20 protein-coding genes are annotated in these 17038 nt (G+C 61.2%); 10 read left to right on the top strand and 10 right to left on the bottom strand.

Annotation, left to right across the window (positions count from 1 at the left end; translation table 11 throughout):
- Positions 1-88: 88 nt before the first annotated feature.
- A complete protein-coding gene (locus NA645_RS15455) occupies positions 89-1276 on the bottom strand; it encodes an acetate kinase (RefSeq protein WP_256049652.1) in 1188 nt (395 codons plus the stop codon).
- 227 nt (positions 1277-1503) lie between these two features.
- On the opposite strand from NA645_RS15455, the gene NA645_RS15450 reads away from it, so the two are divergent.
- The 4 genes from NA645_RS15450 to NA645_RS15435 all read left to right on the top strand — a co-directional run bounded on the left by NA645_RS15450 (position 1504) and on the right by NA645_RS15435 (position 4493).
- A complete protein-coding gene (locus NA645_RS15450) occupies positions 1504-1989 on the top strand; it encodes an FKBP-type peptidyl-prolyl cis-trans isomerase (RefSeq protein WP_256049651.1) in 486 nt (161 codons plus the stop codon).
- Positions 1990-2092: 103 nt separating this feature from the next.
- The gene (locus NA645_RS15445; RefSeq protein WP_256049650.1) at positions 2093-2575 is read left to right on the top strand and encodes a glutathione peroxidase; all 483 of its coding nucleotides are present in this window, start codon (positions 2093-2095) and stop codon (positions 2573-2575) included.
- Between the two features lie 146 nt (positions 2576-2721).
- Positions 2722-3318: a TetR/AcrR family transcriptional regulator gene (locus tag NA645_RS15440; RefSeq protein ID WP_256049700.1), complete on the top strand. Its 597-nt coding sequence runs from the start codon at positions 2722-2724 to the stop codon at positions 3316-3318.
- 65 nt (positions 3319-3383) lie between these two features.
- On the top strand, positions 3384-4493 hold the full coding sequence (locus NA645_RS15435; RefSeq protein ID WP_256049649.1) for an NADH:flavin oxidoreductase: 1110 nt from the start codon (positions 3384-3386) through the stop codon (positions 4491-4493).
- A gap of 175 nt (positions 4494-4668) precedes the next feature.
- On the opposite strand, the gene NA645_RS15430 is transcribed toward NA645_RS15435, so the two are convergent.
- The 7 genes from NA645_RS15430 to NA645_RS15400 all read right to left on the bottom strand — a co-directional run bounded on the left by NA645_RS15430 (position 4669) and on the right by NA645_RS15400 (position 9182).
- On the bottom strand, positions 4669-5277 hold the full coding sequence (locus NA645_RS15430) for a flavodoxin family protein (protein ID WP_256049648.1): 609 nt from the start codon (positions 5275-5277) through the stop codon (positions 4669-4671).
- 57 nt (positions 5278-5334) lie between these two features.
- Positions 5335-6093, bottom strand: coding sequence for a sulfate transporter CysZ (gene cysZ, locus NA645_RS15425; RefSeq protein WP_256049647.1), 759 nt, complete (start codon positions 6091-6093; stop codon positions 5335-5337).
- Positions 6094-6595: 502 nt separating this feature from the next.
- The gene (locus NA645_RS15420) at positions 6596-6937 is read right to left on the bottom strand and encodes a HopJ type III effector protein (RefSeq protein ID WP_256049646.1); all 342 of its coding nucleotides are present in this window, start codon (positions 6935-6937) and stop codon (positions 6596-6598) included.
- Complete coding sequence (locus NA645_RS15415) at positions 6934-7227, bottom strand: DUF1244 domain-containing protein (RefSeq protein ID WP_131650724.1); 294 nt, start codon at positions 7225-7227, stop codon at positions 6934-6936. The genes NA645_RS15420 and NA645_RS15415 overlap by 4 nt, the downstream gene beginning before the upstream one ends.
- Before the next feature lie 99 nt (positions 7228-7326).
- Positions 7327-7701 (bottom strand): dihydroneopterin triphosphate 2'-epimerase, encoded by a 375-nt coding sequence (gene folX / locus NA645_RS15410; protein ID WP_256049645.1) that lies wholly within the window; start codon positions 7699-7701, stop codon positions 7327-7329.
- 15 nt (positions 7702-7716) lie between these two features.
- The gene (gene folM, locus NA645_RS15405; protein ID WP_256049644.1) at positions 7717-8427 is read right to left on the bottom strand and encodes a dihydromonapterin reductase; all 711 of its coding nucleotides are present in this window, start codon (positions 8425-8427) and stop codon (positions 7717-7719) included.
- Positions 8428-8537: 110 nt separating this feature from the next.
- Positions 8538-9182 (bottom strand): PilZ domain-containing protein, encoded by a 645-nt coding sequence (locus tag NA645_RS15400; RefSeq protein ID WP_256049643.1) that lies wholly within the window; start codon positions 9180-9182, stop codon positions 8538-8540.
- Positions 9183-9415: 233 nt separating this feature from the next.
- On the opposite strand from NA645_RS15400, the gene NA645_RS15395 reads away from it, so the two are divergent.
- Positions 9416-9868, top strand: a complete 453-nt coding sequence (locus NA645_RS15395) for a flavodoxin (protein WP_256049642.1) — start codon at positions 9416-9418, stop codon at positions 9866-9868.
- A 103-nt stretch (positions 9869-9971) separates the two neighbouring features.
- Positions 9972-10748 (top strand): class II aldolase/adducin family protein, encoded by a 777-nt coding sequence (locus NA645_RS15390; RefSeq protein WP_256049640.1) that lies wholly within the window; start codon positions 9972-9974, stop codon positions 10746-10748.
- 3 nt (positions 10749-10751) lie between these two features.
- On the opposite strand, the gene NA645_RS15385 is transcribed toward NA645_RS15390, so the two are convergent.
- Positions 10752-11336: an ACP phosphodiesterase gene (locus NA645_RS15385; protein ID WP_256049639.1), complete on the bottom strand. Its 585-nt coding sequence runs from the start codon at positions 11334-11336 to the stop codon at positions 10752-10754.
- 377 nt (positions 11337-11713) lie between these two features.
- On the opposite strand from NA645_RS15385, the gene NA645_RS15380 reads away from it, so the two are divergent.
- The 4 genes from NA645_RS15380 (at position 11714) to NA645_RS15365 (ending at position 15136) form a co-directional block, all read left to right on the top strand.
- Positions 11714-12622, top strand: a complete 909-nt coding sequence (locus NA645_RS15380; protein WP_256049638.1) for an acyl-CoA dehydrogenase family protein — start codon at positions 11714-11716, stop codon at positions 12620-12622.
- A 214-nt stretch (positions 12623-12836) separates the two neighbouring features.
- Positions 12837-13997 carry a phospholipase D-like domain-containing protein gene (locus NA645_RS15375; RefSeq protein ID WP_256049699.1) on the top strand — a complete coding sequence of 387 codons (1161 nt, stop codon included), beginning with the start codon at positions 12837-12839 and terminating at the stop codon, positions 13995-13997.
- A gap of 43 nt (positions 13998-14040) precedes the next feature.
- Positions 14041-14622 carry a DJ-1/PfpI family protein gene (locus tag NA645_RS15370; protein ID WP_256049637.1) on the top strand — a complete coding sequence of 194 codons (582 nt, stop codon included), beginning with the start codon at positions 14041-14043 and terminating at the stop codon, positions 14620-14622.
- A gap of 292 nt (positions 14623-14914) precedes the next feature.
- Positions 14915-15136, top strand: coding sequence for a VF530 family DNA-binding protein (locus tag NA645_RS15365; protein ID WP_256049698.1), 222 nt, complete (start codon positions 14915-14917; stop codon positions 15134-15136).
- Between the two features lie 276 nt (positions 15137-15412).
- On the opposite strand, the gene NA645_RS15360 is transcribed toward NA645_RS15365, so the two are convergent.
- Positions 15413-16936, bottom strand: a complete 1524-nt coding sequence (locus tag NA645_RS15360; RefSeq protein ID WP_256049636.1) for a fumarate hydratase — start codon at positions 16934-16936, stop codon at positions 15413-15415.
- Positions 16937-17038 lie beyond the last annotated feature (102 nt).

Here is a 17038-nt window from a genome sequence, read left to right as displayed (position 1 = left end):
AAAGGGCGAAGGCGATGCTGATTGGACGAAACCCGACGCCTTTCTCGGTCGTCGGGTTTTGCAGAGGCGCGTTCGTGTCGGCGGGTTGTCAGGCGTCGAGCAATGCCAGCGTGTCCAGCGCGATCTGGCGTTCTTCGTTTGTGGGAACGACCAGGACGCGTGGGCTGCCTGCGGCCTGTATTTCTCCACCGACGCCGCGTGTGCAGCGTGCGTTGGCTTCTTCGTCGAGTTTGAAATTGAACAGCTTGAGGTGTTCCAGGGTGCGGCTGCGCACCGCTACGGAGTTCTCTCCGATGCCGCCGGTGAAAATCAGGCCGTCGAGCTTCGGCAGGGCGCAGGCCATGCTCGCCAGGGATTTGGCCAGGCGATAGCAGAACACCTCCAGCGCTAGGTTCGCGCCTGCGTGGCCAGCGACGCGGGCTTCATGAAGTGTGCGCAGGTCGTTAGACAGGCCAGACAGGCCTTTCAGACCGCTGTCGTGGTTAAGCATGCGGTCGATCTGCTCGAGGCTCCAGCCCAGCGTGCGGTTCAGGTAGCTGTGTAGGTTGGGATCGACGTCGCCGCTGCGCGTGCCCATCACCAGACCTTCCAGTGGCGTCAGGCCCATGCTGGTGTCGCGGCTTTCGCCGTTGACGATGGCGCAGGTCGAGCAACCATTGCCCAGGTGCGCGGTCAGCCAGCAGCTGTCGTCCGCTGCCAGCCCGGTCATTTCAGCGGCACGCTTGCTGACATAGTTGTGGCTGGTGCCGTGGAAACCATAGCGGCGGACGTTGTGCTCCTTGTAAAGGAACTCGGGCACGGCGTAACGGAAGGCGTGTTCGGGCATGGTCTGGTGAAACGCCGTATCGAATACGCTGACTTGCGGCAGGGTAGGGAACAGTGTGATGGCGGCTTCGATGCCAACCAGGTTGGCGGGATTATGCAGCGGAGCCAGCTGAGCGCTGTCACGAATCGCTTTGAGCACGTGCTCGTCGATCAGGCTGGAACCGGTGAAATGCTCACCGCCATGCACGACTCGGTGGCCAATGCCGTCGAGCCTGCCGCCGGCCGCTTCCTGGGCGAGCGGTAACAACTGCTCCAGCGCGGCGCGATGGTCGGCGCCGGGGATTTCCAATGTCTGCTTGTCGTCTCCCCGCTGCCAGTGGAGCACCGCCTCAGGGCTGCCTATGCGTTCTGCCAGGCCGTGCAGGGGGAAGGTCGCTTGCGTTTCGTTGACCAGTGCGAATTTGATCGACGAACTGCCGCAGTTGATCACCAGGATGTTTCGAGCCGACATCAGTGCTCCTTGGAACGCGCATTAATTATTGGAGTTTCGCTTAGCTTGCGTGATCGGATACTGACATAGCTCATGACTGACCGATGCTCTCCAAAGGTTGTATGCGACACCTCGTAGCGCAGGGGGTCTTCAAGCCAATGCTGGCCCTTTTATCCGGGCTTGGTTCGCAATCGCCGCAGCTCGCGGTTAAACTTTGACCCCACATTCCCCAGCAAAGGTTTTGCCTCATGCAGATTGCCGCGAACAAGGCTGTGTCAATCGACTACACGCTCACCAACGATGCCGGTGAGGTAATCGACAGCTCGGCCGGCGGCGCGCCGCTGGTCTACCTGCATGGCGCAGGCAATATCATTTCCGGCCTGGAAAAGGCCCTGGAAGGCAAGCAGGGCGGTGATCACGTGACGGTCGCCATCGAGCCGCAGGATGCCTACGGCGAGTACAGCCCTGAACTGGTCGCGACGCTCAATCGCGCTATGTTCGAAGGCGTCGACGAGCTGGAAGTCGGCATGCAATTCCACGCTTCGGGTCCGGACGGCGGTATGCAGATCGTTACCATCCGTGATGTCGAAGGCGACGACGTGATCGTTGACGGCAACCATCCGCTGGCTGGTCAGCGTCTGAACTTCGATGTCAAGATCGTCGATGTGCGTGATGCCAGCGAAGAAGAAGTCGCCCATGGTCACGTTCATGGCGAAGGTGGCCATCACCACTGATCCCCTCGCAGCGAGCGGGTGGCGACAGGCTCGACCGAGAAGGTCGGGCGACGAAGCGCTTCGGTAAAGCCGGAGCGCTTTTTTACCCTCTGGAGAAGAGAGAATGAGCGCGTTCCACGATTTGGTCCTACCCGGCCTCGCTGGCCAGGAGCTGCCCCTCGGGCCGCTTAAAAATCAGCTGACGCTGGTGGTCAATGTGGCTTCCGAGTGCGGCCTGACTCCTCAATACGCGGGACTGCAGGCGTTGCATCAGCGTTATCAGGATCGTGGTTTCGGTGTGCTCGGCATTCCCTGCAACCAGTTCGCGGCGCAGGAGCCGGGCAGCGACGCGGAGATCCTGCAGTTCTGCAACGAGAACTACGGCATCAGTTTTCCGTTGAGTAGCAAGCTCGAGGTCAACGGCCCGCAACGTCATCCGCTCTACCGTCTGCTGGCGGGCGAGGGTGCGGATTTCCCCGGTGACATCAGCTGGAATTTCGAGAAGTTTCTCGTCGACAAGGACGGTCGTGTGCTGGCGCGATTCTCGCCCCGTACCGCCCCGGACGATCCGGCGCTGATCCAGGCGATCGAAAACGCGCTCGCCTGACCCTTCGCTCATCGGGCGCAGCGGTATTTGCCGCTGCGCTTTCCATCTTCGCTAAAAAGCCCCCGCCATCGTCGCGATCGTATCGGCGCAATAAGCCTCATGGATGATGCTGTTCGCACGAGACGACCGGTCATATGCTCGGTTTCATGAACAGCCGAGCTCGAATCGATAAGCGTGAACTGATCCTGGCCAAAGGCGCGCAGGTGATGACCCGTCGTGGCTATCACGGCACTGGCGTGCTGGAAATCGTCCAGGCTGCCGGTATTCCCAAGGGTTCGTTCTATCACTACTTCGCCAGCAAGGAAGATTTCGCCCTGCAGGCGCTCGACCATCTCTATACGCCACGTTTGGCGCGTTACCAAGCTGCGTTGAGCAACCCTGTGTTGAATCCGCGCGCCCGTATTCTTGGCCATTACGCCGAGCTCGTCGCGCATTTCGCGCGACAGGAGTGCCCTGAATACCATTGCTTCATTGGCAGCCTGAGCTTTGAGATGGCTGAGTTGTCGCAGCCAATCGGGTGTCAGGTGGAAGCCATTCTGCTGCGCTCCGTCGAGGTATTGGCGGCCTGTCTCGAACAGGCCCGTGATGCGGGTGAAATCGATCAGAGCATCGATTGTCAGGCGCTCGCCGAATTCATTGGCAACGCCTGGGAAGGCGCGCTGCTGCGCATGAAGGTGGGCCGAAGCGTCGCGCCGCTGAACAGTTTTCTAACCCAACTGGAGCGTCTGCTGACACTTCGCTAATTTTTTTGTGGCGAGTGGTGAGACGACCGGTCGCTTTTGTAACCCGGATCAACAAGGAGATAACGATGACCGCAGCCGTAAACGCCCTGTTTCAGCCATTCCAGCTCGGCAGCCTGCAACTGCCGACCCGCGTGGTCATGGCGCCGATGACCCGATCCTTCTCGCCCAACGGCGTGCCGACCGCTGACGTCGTCGCGTACTATCGCCGCCGTGCCGCTTCGGGCGTTGGGCTGATCATCACCGAGGGCACCACGGTCGGCCACCAGGCTTCCAATGGTTACCCGCAGGTGCCGCGCTTCTATGGCGAGGATGCCCTGGCCGGCTGGAAAACCGTGGTCGATGCGGTGCATGCGGCGGGTGGCAAGATCGTTCCGCAGCTCTGGCACGTCGGTAATGTGCGCCGCAAGGGCACCGAGCCGGAGCCGGAGGTGCTGGGGTATGGGCCGATGGAGAAGCGCAAGGATGATCAGGTCGTCGTCCACGGCATGACCAAACAGGATATCCAGGACGTGATCGCGGCCTTCGCCCAGGCGGCCGCGGATGCCAAGGCCATCGGCATGGATGGCGTCGAAATCCACGGTGCACATGGCTACCTGATCGACCAGTTCTTCTGGGAAGGCAGCAACCAGCGCACCGATGAGTACGGCGGCAGCCTGGCCAACCGCTCGCGTTTCGCCATCGAGCTGATCAGCGCGGTACGGGCTGCGGTGGGCGCGGATTTTCCGATCATTTTCCGTTTCTCCCAGTGGAAGCAGCAGGACTACACCGCGCGCCTGGTCACCACTCCAGAGGCGCTGGGCGAATTCCTCGCACCGCTGTCGGCGGCGGGCGTGGACATTTTCCATTGCTCGACGCGCCGTTTTTGGGAGCCGGAGTTCGAAGGCTCGGATCTCAATCTGGCCGGCTGGACCCGCCAGCTCACCGGCAAACCGACAATCACCGTGGGTAGCGTGGGGCTGGACGGCGAGTTCCTGCAGTTCATGGTCAAGACCGACAAGGTGGCGCAGCCGGCCAATATCGAAGGCCTGCTCGAGCGTCTGAGCAAGGAAGAGTTCGATCTGGTTGCGGTGGGACGTGCGCTGATCTGCGATCCCGATTGGGCGCTGAAGGTTCGCGAAGGGCGTATGCAGGACATCCTGCCGTTCAGCCGTGAGGCGCTGAAGACGCTGGCTTGAGCCGGCCAATTGCCTGAGCGCGTCGTCGCATCGTCGCGTGCCTAACCAATCAGATTGAAGGGTTTCGTCTACGCGGCCCTCGTCCCCTCCTTACAAAAGAGGATGGGTCGGGTCGCGTAGGTGCAACTCAGCTATCTCGACGCCGAGCGTCCCGATCTCGGCGCTGATCTACCTGCTACTCCGAGGCTCCCGGATAACCAGACTGTTTGAGCAGTTTCGCCAAGTGCACCGCGTTGCGAGCCAGCATCGCATTGGTATTGGCGGTTTTCTCGCGGGGGCCTGCATCCTTGTAGTCCGTCGACCCCATCGCTTCTCCGACCCAGTAGGTGCAGCCGTTGGCGGGGATGCTGAAACCTACATCGTTCAGCCCTTGGTACAGCTCGGCCACCACATGGTGCGCACCGTCTTCGTTGCCGACCACGGCGACACAGGCGACCCGACCATAGGAGACCATCCGTTGCTGATCGTCGGTTTCGCTGAGAAACGCATCGAGACGCTCGAGTACCCGTTGGCAGATGCTGGACGGGTGCCCCAGCCAGATCGGCGTGCCCAGCAAAAGGATGTCTGCGGCGAGTATCTTCTCGCGGATCATCGGCCAGTCATCGCCCGGGCCTTCGTCAGAGGTCACACCCGGTTTGATGTTGAAATCCACCGCGCGTAGCTGCTCGCACGTCACGCCGAGCTTTTCCAGTTCCCGCTCGGCCTGGCTCAGCAGCAAGCTGCAGGACGACGTGTTGGGAGAGGCCTTGAGTGTGCAGTTGATCGACAGTGCGGAAAGCGCCATTGGGAAGGGCTCCTGAATTCGATGTGTTCGAATCTAGACATCAACCCCTCCCGCAGTTCACTGGGTGGCGACAGGCACCGGGTGTTTCCGGCCGCCTTCACGGACCCAGAACAGGGTCGCGCCCGCCACCGCTGCCGGCATGATCAGCAGGTTCAACACCGGCACCAGCAGCGCGGCATAGGTCACCGCACCGAAACTCAGGCTTTTCCAGCGCCGCTGGCGTAGCCAGACCATCATTTCCGCCCAGCTCAGCTTGTTGTTGTCCGCCGGGTAATCGATGTACTGCACAGCCATCATCCAGATGCCGAACAGCAGCCACAGCGGAGCGGCGAACAGGTTGACCACCGGGATGAAGGAAAGAATCAGCAATGCCAGCGCACGAGGTGCGAAATAGGCCAGCTTGCGTGCTTCGCGGCCAATGGTGCGCGGCAGTATGGCCAGCAGCTCGGTCCAACTGAACGGTGGCGAACTGTCCTCGCCACGCGCGACCGTCTCGACTTTTTCGGCGAGAAAACCGTTGAACGGGGCCGCGACGATGTTAGCGAGCATGGTGAAGGTAAAAAACACGATCAACACGACCAGAACCACGAACAGCGGCCAGAGGATGTATTCCAGAAACATCAGCCACTCGGGCAGGCTCGGCATGAAGGCATCGACCCAGCCGCCGAACTGGCGAAGGGCAAGGTAGATGAGCCCGCTGAACAGCAGCAGATTGACCGTCAGCGGCAGGATGACGAACAGCCGTAGCCCTGGGCTCAGGATCAGCTTCAGGCCTTCACGCAGGTACTGCGGGCCGGAAAGGGCAGCGATGGGCATGTGAAGTACTCCGATAAGACCGGTTCGGACCTTACCGGCTTTGGTTGGGCGGGAAAAGCGCTGATAGCGGACTATACGGAAGCGTCAGAAGCGCTGGTCGGCTGGCTCTTCGATAAGCGGTCCTGCATCTCACGAGCTGCTGACTTGCACTGTACCGGTTCTGTTTTTTGCAGCGTCGGTCCAATAGCGCCTGCCTATTCTGGCAATCGGGATAACGCAATGGCCGGCGGTGCGTCGCGACGTCAGACTTGCCCGGCCTCTTTGGTTTTCAGGGCCGTCCGCTAAAGCCTTCCCCAAGTGCCTGGCCGGCCCTTTTTTATTTTGCGAATCTGAAGCTGTCCCGTTTCAGGCTTGATCCGTAAGCGAAATTATTTTTTGGACCAATCGAGTCCGTAGGGCCGAATTCATTCGGCCGCAGATCTGTGAACGCCGAACAAGTTCGGCCCTACAGAGGCGCCGACCGATTACAGCGTCACTCGTCAGTGCTTGAACGAACTCTTGATCAGGACAACCGTGTCAGCGGCTGCTGATCGAAGCGCACGCCCGGCAAGCCGGTTTCCATCAATGCGCGGATGTTGCGGTGGTCGGTTCCGCTGGGGTTGGCAAGCACCGATTGATAATGCTCGCCAAACGCCAACAGGGCCTCTTCGGTGGTGAATCCTTCCAGTATTGCCAGCCCAAGGGCCTTGCACGAGCCTTCGTTTTCTCCGGCGGCGTTTTCCACGCTGCCGTTGATGAAGCGGCTTGGCTGGTAATCATAGGCGCTGTCGATGTAGGCCAGCGTCTCGCTGAAAGGGTGCTTGCGATTGCGCAGGCTGGCGCGGAAGTCCGCAAGGCTGATCATGAATTTTGCCCCTTGTCGAAGGCGGCCTGCTGCTCGGGTGTGGCTTCCTTTTGATAGCGCTTCTTCCATTCGGCGTAGGGCATTCCATAAACCTCTTCGCGCGCTTCGTCGAGGCTGACTTCGATATCCAGATCGTCGCCAGCGGCCTTGTACCACTTCGACAGACAGTTGCGGCAGAAGCCAGCCAGGTTCATAAGGTCGATGTTCTGCGCATCGGGACGGCTGCGCAGATGCTGGACCAGGCGGCGGAAGGCGGCGGCTTCGAGTTCGGTGCGTTGTTGATCATTCATGTCATGGGGCCTCGGCGTTGCAGACGTGGGCGGATCATAACCTCGGTGGTTGCCATGGGCCAGACAGCGACGCCGATCCGCCTTGCCTGGGCAGAATGCTCAGTCGCGATGCGCGGCCAGCGTGATCGAAACCGATTCGGCGAAGCGCAGCGCGTGGGGTTTGTCCACCTCGACCTCGGCGTAGCGCACCTGCGGATGCTCCATGACCAGGTCGAGAATTTCCTGGGTGAGCCGCTCGAGAAGGGCGAAGCGATTGTTTTCGACGTGCTGGATGATCGCCTTGGTGATGGTGCGGTAATTCAATGCGTATTCGATGTCATTGTCGCGCACGGCGTCGGCCGCGGGATAAAGCATCGTCAAATTGATCAGCACGTCCTGCTGGTTGAGGATTTCCTCTTCCTTGATACCGATGAAGGTGCGTAGTCGCAGATCTTTGACGCGGATGCGCGCCATGGCGGGTTCCAGTCTAGGCATGGGGTTCCTTCGCAATCAGATCAAATGACGGCCGCCATTGACGGTCAGTGTGGTGCCGGTGACGTAGGGATTATCGAGCAGATAACGCAGGCTCTGGTAGATCACCTCGGCGCCGGGCTCGATACCCAGCGCGGATTTTGCCAGCGCCTTGCGCCGATACTCCTCGTCATCGCCCGAGTTGAACTGTATCAGGGCCGGGGCGATGCCATTGACCTTGATGGTCGGGGCCAGGCTGGCGGCAAACGAAAGGGTGAGGTTGTCCAGTCCGGCTTTGCTGGCGGCGTAGGCGATGTGCTTCTTGCTGCCGATACGTGTCACATCGTCGCCGATGTGGATGATATCGGCTGGGCCTCCGTACCGTAGCAGTTCCGCGCAGTTGAGGTTGATCAGGTAGGGCGCGAGCATATGCACCTCGAACATGCGCTGGAACACCTCGGCTTCCGCGCCCTGCGTCTCGGGAAGCCAGTCCGATGCGTTGTGGACGATCGCACGCAGGCTGCGGGTCTGCTGTTTGAGAGCCGCGATAAAAGCATTAATGCCGTCCGCTCCGGAAAAATCGGCCTGCAAGGTCACGACGCCGCGTTCACGTAGCCGCTCGAGACTCGGTCGATCTGTTCGATACGTGACAATCACCGGCTGCCCGTCATCGAGCAAGCGTTCAGCGCAATGCAGGCCGATGCGTTGGCCGGCACCGGTAATCAGGATTGGGGCCGTTGGCTGGGTCATGTTTTTCCGGGGGCGGCTGACGATGGGAAACGATCGCGCACGGCTGCGATGCTGGCGCTACGAGGTCCGTCAGCTTACACGAGGGTGCTTTATGGCAGTACCGCAAAACCCTACGGATGGGCGGGTGCGTCGACGAGCATGTCGACCGGAAGTTCCGGCTGCAGCTCTGGATGCAGGCGCTGATGTTGTTCGTAAAGATACGAACGAATCCGTTCGGCGTCCTTGTCCCGAGAGTGTTCGACTTCGTATGCCGCCATCCCGTCTTCGGCAACGCGTACGCGGCGTGCATCGATCATGAAGGGCGCCTCGCCAGGCAGCGCCAGACGCATATGCAGATGCTTGGGCGCTTTTTGGGGGCCGGCATCCACCAGCAGCCCGTTGGGTGACAATTCATGGACGCTCAGCGCGGTCTCGTCACCCTGATCGGAAAGCAGCGGAAGGGGTTCATCCAGGTGCAGGCGCCAGGCGCGAAGAACCGGCCCGCGCTCGTATATGGTGGGTGGTGCGAGCTGCAGCCGGACTGTCTGGAGCTCGTCGCGCGCCAGCTGCAGCGGGAACGACAGGTAGTAGTCATCGAACTCCGCGTCGAGCGTCAGGTTGGCTTTCGCTGCAAGCTGCAGAAGCAGGCTGTTGGCGCGCTCACCGCCGTCAAGCTGAAAGCCGGCTCGCGCTTCGCCCGACTCGGTTTGCGGGCCGCTTGTGAGCTGATTGATATACGCCAGCTCGGCGCTGGTGAGTACGGTCTTTTCTGGCATCAGATTTCCCTCTCAATGGCAGCAGGCCTGCCCATGCCTTCGTCGCGCTGGCACGCATCTGTGGCTGCGTCCGCAAATCCTCTGTCAGGACCGAGGTGCGACAACGTCCTTAGCGATTAATTCACTTCCTTCATCGGGTTTACGCCCGACGCTATCAGCGTAGCGCTACGCAGGCGGGGCATAGCAGCCAAATACGGCATAATGCTCGGCTTCAATTCGCAACGGAGCCCATCATGAAAGTCGCCATCCTTTCCGGTACGGTCTACGGCACAGCCGAAGACGTCGCCCGCCATGCCGCCGCGATGCTGAAAGCGGTGGGCTTCGACGCCTGGCATGATCCGCGCGCGCAGCTTTCGCAGATTCTCGACTTCGGCCCGCAGGCGCTGCTGGTCGTAACCGCCACGACAGGCATGGGTGAGCTGCCCGATAACTTCATTCCGCTGTATTCGGCTATCCGCGATCAGGTTCCGGCCTGGCAGGGCATGCCGGGTGGCGTCATCGCGCTGGGCGACGCCAGTTATGGCGATACCTTCTGCGGCGGCGGCGAGCTGATTCGTGAACTCTATGCCGAACTGGGCATGCGCGAGGTGCAGGAGATGTTGCGCCTCGATGCCAGTGAGACGGTCACGCCCGAAAGCGACGCCGAGCCTTGGCTGGAACGCTTCGCTGCAGCCCTGCGGGGCTGAATGCTGTCCTCTGCGGCCATCAGGCTGGCTGCAAAGGCGACTCCCGACTGGGCAGGAGCTGGCTAGACTTCAGGGCACCGTAAAACAACAAGAAGAGGTGCCTGTGACCGCTCTGCATTCGCTCCAATCGCTGAAAAATCAGGTCAGTGCCGCCGAATGGCGGGCCCGTGTCGATTTGGCCGCCTGCTATCGGCTCGTTGCCCTGCATGGTTGGGACGATCTGATCTTCACCCACATCTCGGCGAAGATCCCCGACACCGATGAGTTCCTGATCAATCCCTACGGGCTGATGTTTCACGAGATCACGGCGTCCAGCCTGGTGAAGATCGATCAGGCCGGCAACAAGCTGATGGATTCGCCCTACGACATCAATCCAGCGGGCTACACCATCCATAGCGCCGTGCATGAGGTGCGCCACGACGTAGCCTGCGTGATGCACACCCATACCGCCGCTGGCGTGGCGGTGTCGGCACAGAAGCAGGGGCTTTTACCGATCAGCCAGCAAGCGCTGTTCGTACTCGCCAGCCTGTCCACCCATGGCTATGAAGGCGTGGCCCTCAACCATGAGGAAAAGGCCCGTTTGCAGGCCGATCTCGGCGAAACCGGCTTCATGCTCCTGCACAATCATGGCCTGATGACCTGCGGCGGGAGCATTGCCGATACCTTCCTGATGATGTTCATTTTCCAGCGTGCCTGCGAAATACAGGTGATGGCCCAGACCGGTGGCGCCGAGCTGATCCCGATCCCTGAGCAGATTCTCGCCGGAGCCAAAGCCATGGCCGCTGGAGTCACGCGCAGCAAGGTGGGCATGGGCGGCGCGCTGGCGTGGCCGGCGCTGTTGCGCAAGCTCGATCAGCAGTGCCCTGGTTACGACAGCTGACGATTACGTCGTGTTGGTGTCGCTGAGCCGAACGAATGCCTGCAGCTGCGGGTAGAAGTCGCGGAAATCTTGCTGGAGCGGTTCATAGAGCCGTTCCAGCTCCGCGAACCCGCCCGCGAGACCTTGCGGGCGTGACAGCCGGCTACTCATACCGGCCACTACCTGTTCCATCACGGCGAAATCCCGGTAGCTGCCGAGCCAGTCCTGAGCGGTCATGCGTGGCACTATCAGCGCCAGCTTGCCGGGCAGTTCGGCTTCCTCTCGTAGAATCCGATAGACACGAGCGGTGAAGTCCCGCAATGGCTCATCGGCGTAGTCGTGCCAATGCGCGGCCAGGCAGTGGTCGAAGAACAGATCGATCAAGATGCCGGCATAGCGTCGCCGTTCGCTGGGAAAGCGTTGCTTGGCCTGTAGTACGAGTGGATGGCTGTCGGTGAACGCATCAATCTGCCGATGCAGGCGAATGCCGGCTTCGATATCGGCGGGCCAGCGACCCTGCAAGGAACCCTTGACGAAATCGCCATACAGGCTGCCAAGCAGTTCGCCCGGCTGCGGGCCGCCGAGGTGAAGGTGTGCGAGATAATTCATGCGGCGAGTTTAGCAGCGCGTTCAGCGCTCAGCTTGCCTTCGGATGTCGTCGCGGCCCGGCTCGACTTCGGCACTTTACAGTTGTGCGTCGATCTCTTCGTTCATACCCGGTAGCGCAGGGATTGGCCCTGCGCAGCGCAAGTGGCCCATGCCGGCGCGTTGCCCGCAAGCTTATGCCTGCCTTCTGGATGCGCCTTGATGGGCTTTGCAGTGGCGATGCATTCGCAACGTGCGATTGTTATGGTTGGCGTCCCGTTAATCGGTGACAAACGGCTCTGCTTGGAAAGAGGCGGGTTACCGCTGTTACGGATCGGTGATGGTTGAACGATGGCATTGCCATTGCCGTACCCATTGGCTAATCCGCAGGAGATCGCCCCATGCCCTGGCACGAGCTGCTTGGCCCGCTGCATCGTCTGTCTGAACCCGCTGCACCGGATGACTGGTTTGCTGAACTGCAGTCGCGCTGCTCGCACGGTTCCTTCGAGCTGGCGGTACTGGGCGGGCGTCTGGCGGTAACGCCTGGGTATGCGTTTCTGGCGGGCTACCAGGCCGCGCTACGCCGGCTCTGGCCCGCCGCGCCCGACGGCATCGGCGCACTCTGTGCCACCGAAAACCGCAAACTGCTTCCGGCCGACATGCAGACCCGCGTGGACGAGCTGACAATCAACGGCAGCAAGGACTTCGTCATCGCTGGCTCGGCAGCGGCCTGGTTATTGGTGCCGGCACGGGACGAGACGCCGGGTGACCGCCCCAGGCTGAGCCTTTGCGTGGTTGGCTGCGGCGGACGCGGTGTTTTCATTGAGGACCGGCCGCCGTTGCCTTTGGTACCAGACATCGCACACGGCCGCCTGCGTCTGGATCAGGCGCCCTGTCGGCGCCTGGCCGGCGACGGCTGGGACGACTACGTCAAACCCTTTCGCACCCTGGAAGATTTGTACGTATTGGCGGCGCTCGCCAGTTGGCTATTCGGGGTAGGCCTGGAGTGTGGCTGGCCGCAGCGATTGCAACTTCTTCTGCTTGGCGTACTGGGAGGGGCGGCGGAGGTCGCACGATTGCCCCCGGCCGAAGCCGCCACGCACCTGCTGCTGGCTTCGCTCAATCTGCAATTCGAGGCATTGGCACACGAGCTCGACGCGGCGCTGGCCAGCGGACCCGAACCGTGGATGCGCTTGTGGCAGCGAGACCGTGGTGTGTTGCAACTGGCGCACGGCGCTCGATCCACGCGCCAGGCCCGGGCTGCGGCTGTCTTTGGTCTGACGGCAGACGAAGGGTCGCCGGCTGCCTGAGTGCAACGCAAGGCGCCGCCGCGGAACTCTGCGCCGCCGTACGAACCTATAACAGGCGTGCCGCAACGGTATCGGCAGTTGCTCCGCATCAGGCGCTGTTTGTACAAAAAGCGCGTCACCGAGTATCCATCAGGACAAGGAATTCAATGCCTACCCGCTGTATCGAAACCCGCCTTCGGAGCGCGACCTTGTTCGCAGGGATGCGCCGCGCATGATGCTCGCCGGGGAGATCTTCCCCTGGCGAGACGGCAATCGCTTTCGCCTGCTGATCGACGGCCCGGCATTCTTTCCGCGAATGTTGCAGTGCATCGAGGCGGCAGAGCGACGGATCGACGTCGAGCTTTATCTGGTAGAAGACGGCCAGTGCGCCGATCTGCTGATCGATGCATTGGCGGCTGCGGCCACGCGTGGTGTGAGGGTGCGCTGCCTGTTCGATGGCTTCGGCTGTTTGAAGCTGGGGCAGACGGCGCGGCAGCGGCTATGCGATGCGGGCGTCGAGCTGCGTCAGTACAACCCGCTGAAACTGCGGCTGCGATTCCGCAACCTGCACCGCGACCATCGCAAGTTGATCATCATCGATGACAGCTGCTGCTTCGTCGGCGGTACCGGAGCGACCGACGAATTCTGGAACCCATCCAAGCCGGACGAACACTGGCACGAGGCGATGGTGGAAATCGCAGGACCCTTGATTGAGGACTGGCGGCGGCTGTTCGACGCGCAATGGACGCTGTGCCTGAAACGCCGCATCTGGCAGTTGCCACTGCCGCAACGGCTTCCGAAAATTCCGGCCAATCCACGTGGCGGAGAGGGAATGGGACGGGTTGCCTACGCGGCGGCGCGGCAGCACAGCGACATCCTTCATAGCCTGCTGCGAAACCTGCAGCGCGCCGAACGGCGCATTTGGCTGGCGACACCTTACTTCCTGCCCACGGGCAGAGTTCGCCGCGAGCTGATGCGAGCGGCGAGGCGCGGCGTCGAAGTGCGGCTGCTTCTGACCAGTCGCAACACCGATCACCCGTCGGTGCGCTACGCCGGCCAGCGCTACTACCCGCGACTGCTGCGGGCCGGCGTGCGTATTCATGAATATCAGCCACACTTTCTGCACTTGAAAGTGGTATTGGTCGACGACTGGGTCAGCATCGGGTCGTGCAACTTCGATCACTGGAATCTGCGCTGGAATCTGGAAGCCAACCTCGAGGCGCTTGATAAATCGCTCAGCACTGCGGTGGCGGAGAGCTTCGAGCGAGACTTTTCACACAGCTTGGAGATCGACCTGCAACGTTGGCATGCCCGCCCGCTGCGCCTGCGCCTTTATCAAAGAATGTGGGGGTTACTCGATCGACTGGTGATCAACATATTCAACCGAAGCGGCTGACCGGCGTTGGCCGTTAACCATCACTGACTGGGAGTGTGTTTCGATGGCTGCGAAGAAGATTCTGATGCTGGTTGGCGATTACGTCGAAGATTACGAAACCATGGTGCCGTTCCAGGCGCTGCAGATGGTCGGGCACAGCGTGCATGCCGTCTGCCCGGATAAAAAGGCGGGCGACACGGTGCGCACCGCGATTCACGACTTCGAAGGCGATCAGACCTATAGCGAGAAACCCGGCCACAATTTTGCGCTGAACTTCGATTTCGCTTCGGTGCGTGCCGAAGAGTACGACGCGCTGGTGATACCTGGCGGTCGCGCCCCCGAATACCTGCGGCTGAACGAGCAGGTATGCAATCTGGTTCGGGCGTTCGACGACGCGAAAAAGCCGATCGCTGCGGTTTGCCATGGCGCTCAGTTGCTCGCCGCCGCGGGCGTGCTGAAGGGGCGCGCCTGCAGCGCCTATCCGGCTTGTGCGCCGGAGGTGAAGCTGGCCGGCGGTGAGTTCGTGGATATCCCGGTCGATCAGGCGCATACCGAAGGCAACCTGGTCACGGCACCGGCTTGGCCAGCGCATCCGGCCTGGCTGGCGGCATTTCTGGAACTGCTCGGTACGCGTATCAGCCTGTAAGATACGGCCCGCTTACGAGGGGCCGCTCCGGCGGTAATGCTGTTCGCTTTAAGAGCACCACGGTGATAGCCCTGCCTGTAGGAGCGAGCTCGCTCGCGAATCGGCCACGCAAAAGTTTGCGAGCAAAGACTCAGCGTCCCCCTCGCTCCCACAGGGCCGCGGGGTTCGCTTAGGCCAGAAAAACGCTGCAATCCTGCACAAGGAGCAAAGCGTTTCCTAAGTGAATAGCAGTGCCGCGCTGGCGAGCCTTTTCGTTTCAATCCACAGCTTTCTGCTCGACACCGAGACCCTGATGACTCAACCGAAAGATCCGCTGCACGGCATGACGCTGGAATCCATATTGGTCGCGCTGCATGCGCACTATGGTTGGGAGGGCTTGGCGGAGCGGGTCGATATCCGCTGCTTCAGAAGCGACCCCAGCATCAAGTCGAGCCTGACCTTCCTGCGTAAGACGCCGTGGGCGCGCGCGAAAGTCGAGGCGCTGTTCATCCAGCTGCGGCGAGCCTCGCAATGACGTCGTGTTGCTGCGAGTGATTTTCTCGGCAAACGAAATCGAACTCTGAAAAGCAAACGCTTCGCCCTGAGGGCGGCCTCCTACAGCAGCTCCCGAGACATGCGCCAAACCGGTGGGAGGCGCGACCCGCGGCGAAGCTCATCCATGGGGCCCGTCGGTGCTCATGGATCTTGCAAGGTAGGTCATTCAAAAAACGGTATGCCTGAAAAACGAAACCCCGCTAAATAGCGGGGTTCGTCATCACTCTGAGCCGGCAATAGCGGCACCTAGTTGAAGCTATTGCACTTCAACCGCCAGGTTTTCGGCAATCTTGCTCTGCCAGATTGCAGGCCCGGTGATGTGTACCGACTCGCCGTTGGTGTCGACGGCGACGGTCACCGGCATATCCTTCACTTCGAACTCGTATATCGCCTCCATGCCCAGCTCGGCGAAGGCCAGCACCTTTGACTTCTTGATCGCCTGGGCGACCAGATAAGCCGCACCGCCGACCGCCATCAGGTACACGGCCTTGTTGTCCTTGATCGCATCGATGGCGATGGGACCGCGCTCGGATTTACCGATCATGCCCAGGAGGCCGGTGCTTTCCAGAATCTGGCGGGTGAATTTGTCCATGCGTGTGGCGGTAGTCGGGCCGGCCGGGCCAACCACTTCGTCGCCAACCGGATCGACCGGGCCGACGTAATAGATGAAGCGGCCTTTGAGGTCCACCGGCAGCGCTTCGCCCTTGTTCAGCATGTCGACCATGCGCTTATGCGCAGCGTCGCGGCCGGTGAGCATCTTGCCGTTGAGCAGCACGGTTTCGCCCGGCTTCCAGCTCTGTACTTCTTCCGGGGTGATGGTGTCGAGATTGACGCGACGCGCGCTCGGACCGGCTTCCCAGACGATTTCCGGATAGGCATCCAGATCCGGTGCTTCCAGCACAGCGGGGCCGGAGCCGTCGAGCACGAAATGGGCGTGACGGGTCGCGGCGCAGTTGGGGATCATGCACACCGGCAGGGAAGCGGCGTGGGTTGGGTAGTCCATGATCTTCACGTCGAGCACTGTGGTCAGGCCGCCCAGGCCCTGCGCGCCGATACCCAACTGGTTGACCTTCTCGAACAGCTCCAGGCGCAGCTCTTCGATGCGGTTTTGCGGACCACGGGCTTTCAGCTCATGGATGTCGATGGACTCCATCAACACTTCTTTGGCCATCACCGCAGCTTTCTCGGCAGTGCCGCCGATGCCGATGCCGAGCATGCCGGGCGGGCACCAGCCGGCGCCCATGGTCGGCACGGTCTTCAATACCCAGTCGACGATGGAGTCGGACGGGTTGAGCATGGCCATCTTCGACTTGTTTTCCGAGCCGCCACCCTTGGCTGCTACATCCACTTCCACCTTGTCGCCCGGGACGATGGAGTAGTGAATGACGGCTGGGGTGTTGTCTTTCGTATTCTTCCGGGAACCCGCCGGGTCGGCGAGGATCGAAGCACGCAGGACGTTTTCCGGCAGGTTGTAAGCGCGGCGAACGCCTTCGTTGATCATGTCATCCAAGCTCATGGTGGCGCCGTCCCAGCGCACATCCATTCCCACGCGCACGAATACGGTGACGATGCCGGTGTCCTGGCAGATCGGCCGATGTCCGGTAGCGCACATGCGTGAGTTGATCAGGATCTGCGCCATGGAGTCACGCGCGGCTGGCGATTCTTCGCGCAGATAGGCTTCGTGCATCGCCTGGATGAAATCGACGGGGTGGTAATAGGAAATGAACTGCAAAGCGTCTGCAACGCTTTGAATCAGGTCGTCTTGCTTGATCACGGTCATGCAGCGCGTCCTCTTGGCGGGGCGGAGACGGGCGTGTCGAAAAGAGACCGACACGCGCGGGTAAAAAAAGGCGCAGCAGTATAACCCGCCGACCGGGCGGGT

The organism is Stutzerimonas stutzeri (assembly GCF_024448955.1).
Classification (GTDB): Bacteria; Pseudomonadota; Gammaproteobacteria; order Pseudomonadales; family Pseudomonadaceae; genus Stutzerimonas; species Stutzerimonas stutzeri_AQ.
This window is presented reverse-complemented; position numbering and strand designations above follow the sequence as displayed.